4 protein-coding genes and 1 tRNA gene are annotated in these 3,266 nt (G+C 48.1%); 1 reads left to right on the top strand and 4 read right to left on the bottom strand.

What is annotated here, in order from left to right:
- Nucleotides 1-76 precede the first annotated feature (76 nt).
- Nucleotides 77-152: transfer RNA gene (locus tag M3200_RS06385), tRNA-Ala, on the top strand.
- A 390-nt stretch (nucleotides 153-542) separates the two neighbouring features.
- On the opposite strand, the gene M3200_RS06380 is transcribed toward M3200_RS06385, so the two are convergent.
- From M3200_RS06380 to rpsK, 4 genes are all read right to left on the bottom strand, one after another.
- On the bottom strand, nucleotides 543-1,490 hold the full coding sequence (locus tag M3200_RS06380) for a DUF805 domain-containing protein (RefSeq protein WP_022382705.1): 948 nt from the start codon (nucleotides 1,488-1,490) through the stop codon (nucleotides 543-545).
- A gap of 141 nt (nucleotides 1,491-1,631) precedes the next feature.
- A complete protein-coding gene (gene rplQ, locus M3200_RS06375; RefSeq protein WP_022382704.1) occupies nucleotides 1,632-1,973 on the bottom strand; it encodes a 50S ribosomal protein L17 in 342 nt (113 codons plus the stop codon).
- Nucleotides 1,974-1,994: 21 nt separating this feature from the next.
- Entirely contained in the window at nucleotides 1,995-2,987 is a 993-nt protein-coding gene (locus M3200_RS06370; RefSeq protein WP_022382703.1) for a DNA-directed RNA polymerase subunit alpha, read from the bottom strand.
- A 57-nt stretch (nucleotides 2,988-3,044) separates the two neighbouring features.
- Nucleotides 3,045-3,266: 30S ribosomal protein S11 (gene rpsK / locus M3200_RS06365; RefSeq protein WP_288178192.1), on the bottom strand; the 222-nt coding region annotated here is incomplete at its 5' end.

Raw genomic sequence — 3,266 nt, 5'->3', positions numbered from 1 at the left:
TTTTTGTTGGGATGAATTTTGTCACATCCCCTTTACTTTTTCGAAAAAGCGCGATATACTTAGAACAGTTTCTTATGGCGGTGTAGCCAAGCGCTAAGGCGTGGGCCCCGCAAGGCCTTTATCCCCGTGTTCAACTCCGGGCACCGCCTCCACCAAAAACAAAGCTCCGCAATCGCGGAGCTCTTTTTTTATGCATGAATGAAGCAGCAGTGGAAATGCGGCAAATGCGCCCACTGGGAAGGGCGTATGGTATAGAATTGGATTCAAAAGGTTCGAAACAAATAAGAGCTTAGCTCTTTCTTTTATTCCTTGCGAAGCTGTCCCCGTCAGGGGAAAGTGGCGCGCATGCGCCGAAAGGGGTTAATTACCTCGAGCGAAGCGAGGTTGTATGGTTCTTTGTTGTACTGTTTCTGTAGTATGATCCGCTTCCTATTTTCATCTAAAAGCCAACGTTTATGTCAGGTCATCGTCTGTCTGCATATTCCAAAAAAACGTCTATGGAAATGAGCTATCATTTCCACAGACGTTTTTGGTTTATATGATTATTCTTTCGGTACAGGACCGTACTTGTTTCTCTTGGGATCGCCCGGTATGAATGCCAGAAGGATGACGACGAGCATGAAGATGACAGCAATGAGGCGCGTCGCATTGAGCTGGGATCCTAAGAATTCTTCCCCTGCCTGATGAATGACGAAGAGAAGAGCAAAGAATGCCCAGTAATACAGATGGGATTTGCCGATATCCGACAGTCTTCTCATGCCAAGGCTGATGAGAGAAATGAAGCAGAGTGTCCCCAATATCAGGAAGGCTGCAATGAAGAAGTTTGTTTCCCCTACGAAGAGCTCCGGCTTGAAGCAGGTAAGCGCAAAGAGGAAGGCTGCCGGTGCTCCTACCATGAGCATCTTTGGCAGGTATGCTTTTCTGCTGATGCGTCCGACAGGATCGAAGTATGTCTTCCAGATGCGGTGGCGGAGGCCGCCCTTCTTGGCTTCTTCTTCTGCCTTGATGGCTTCGTTGTCAGAAAGGGCTTTCACTTCCGCGCTGTCCATGAGGGCTGTCGTGAAGGAGGAATCTCCTTTGGCAGGGATGGTGATGAAAATGGAAGTGACTGTATCAGCAAAGATGTCCATGTTGTTGGCATGTTCTGCGCTGCCTTCTGCTTCTTCCAGTTTCTTTATGAAATCATCGCGGTCCTTTGTCGGCATTTCAACGTAAATGGCAGCGACCTTCTTCTTTCTGATGCAGATGCCGGTGACGGATACGTCCATCCCGTAGAAGGATGCTTTTTCTTCTCCTTCTGACAGGGAATAGAATTCTGCTTCCTTATCTTCGTCCTTGTTCTCCAGTGTCGCTGTATAATGACGGGAAACGGCTCTCAGCGTGTCTCCAAGGCGAAGAGCCCCTATTCTTCTGGGTTTCCTTCTCTGTCCGCCTGCGGCCGCTTTTTCGCCGTTTTCAGTGATGTCAGGGATATCAAAATTCATTGCCATGGTTGTGCTCCTTTAAAAGCGGATTTCTCCGCCAGTCTTCGATATACGTACACTGCTATTGTACCATTTTCAGAGTGATTTGACATTCCTATTTTCCCAATAAAAAAACCGCGGAGATTTCCGCGGTTTTCTTGAGCCGAATTAGTCGACAAGTGCAATCAGAACCTGGGGAGCGTTGTCGCCCTGGCGAGCTTCGAGTTTTGCCATGGTGGTGTAACCACCGTTGCGTTCGGTATATTTCTTTGCAATTTCATCAAACAGTTTCTTTGTAACGTCTTTGTCCATTACGAAAGCTTCAGCCTGACGACGAGCGTGGAGATCGCCTCTCTTAGCGAGGGAGATCATCTTGTCTGCTACGTGGCGAAGTTCCTTGGCTTTAGCTTCGGTTGTAACGATGCTGCCATGCTGGAAAAGAGCGGTTACGAGACTGCGCAGCAGTGCCTTACGAGCGCCGCTGACTCTTCTCAATCTACTACGAGCCATTTCTTTCCTCCTATAACTATATCAATCCTTGGAATCTTTCAGGTGAAGTCCGTGTTCTCTGAAGTTGGAGAGTTTCTCCTTGATTTCATCGACGGATTTCTTCCCAAGGTTGCGTACACGGGTCAATTCATCCTCTGTCTTGTCTGTAAGTTCGCCGATCGTGTTGATCTCTGCTCTCTTCAGGCAGTTAAATGCACGGACGGACAGTTCGAGTTCGTCAATCGGGAGATCCCTTACGGCATCTTCGTTGACTTTATCCTGATCAGGTTCTGCTTCTGCTTCAGCAGCATCGTCTTTGACAATATCGGTGCCAGCCTGGCTGATGCCGATCTTGCTGAAGTTTTCAAAGCAGCTGATGAGGATCTTGGCAGCCGTTGCTACTGCATCGTCTGCCTGGACAGAACCATCGGTGTCCAGTTCCAGTGTCAGCTTGTCGTAGTCCATTTCATTGCCTACGCGGGTATCGCTGACGAGGTAGTTGCATTTAATGACAGGAGAATAAATGGAGTCGATCGGGATTACGCCGATAACGACGTCATCCCTTTTGTTCTTCGAAAATGGAACATACCCATGCCCACGGTTGATGGTCATTTCCATTCCGAGATGAGCATCTGCGTCAAGTGTGCAAATCGGGAGTTCCGTATTGAGAACATCTATTTCAGCCGGTAATTCCATATCGCCGGCATGGAAAATACCTTCTTTAGTAATATCGATTCTGACTGTGATTGGGAAAGTCGCTTCATCATGAGCGATGAAACGGATTTTCTTCAGATTCAGAATCATATCTGTTACATCTTCTCTGACGCCGTTTATAGTGGAAAATTCATGAAGCACGCCGTCGATTTTGATAGACGTAATAGCCACACCGTCTAAAGATGAAAGCAACACGCGTCTGAGGCTGTTTCCCAGAGTGATACCATACCCTCTTTCGAGAGGTTCGCATTCGAACACGCCATGACGTTTGTCATCACTGAGTTCAACAGTCTTAATTGTGAAGCTTGTATTTTCGATCATCCGAAAGTCCTCCTTCTGCGCCTTGCAGCGCCAAAATGATACGCAAAGGGATTATCCTTATACTCTTCTGCGTTTTGGAGGACGGCAGCCATTATGCGGAATCGGTGTAACGTCCTTAATGCTGCTGACTTCGATTCCTGCAACCTGCAGTGCTCGAATGGCCGCTTCACGGCCAGCGCCCGGACCCTTGACGAATACGTCTGCCGAACGCATACCCTGATCAATTGCAACTTTGGCTGCCTGTTCAGCTGCCATCTGAGCTGCAAATGGTGTGCTCTT

Source organism: Dialister sp. CAG:357 (assembly GCF_000435155.1).
GTDB lineage: Bacteria > Bacillota > Negativicutes > Veillonellales > Dialisteraceae > Dialister > Dialister hominis.
The sequence above is the reverse complement of the archived record's forward strand: the minus strand, read 5'-3'. Positions and strand labels throughout refer to the sequence as shown.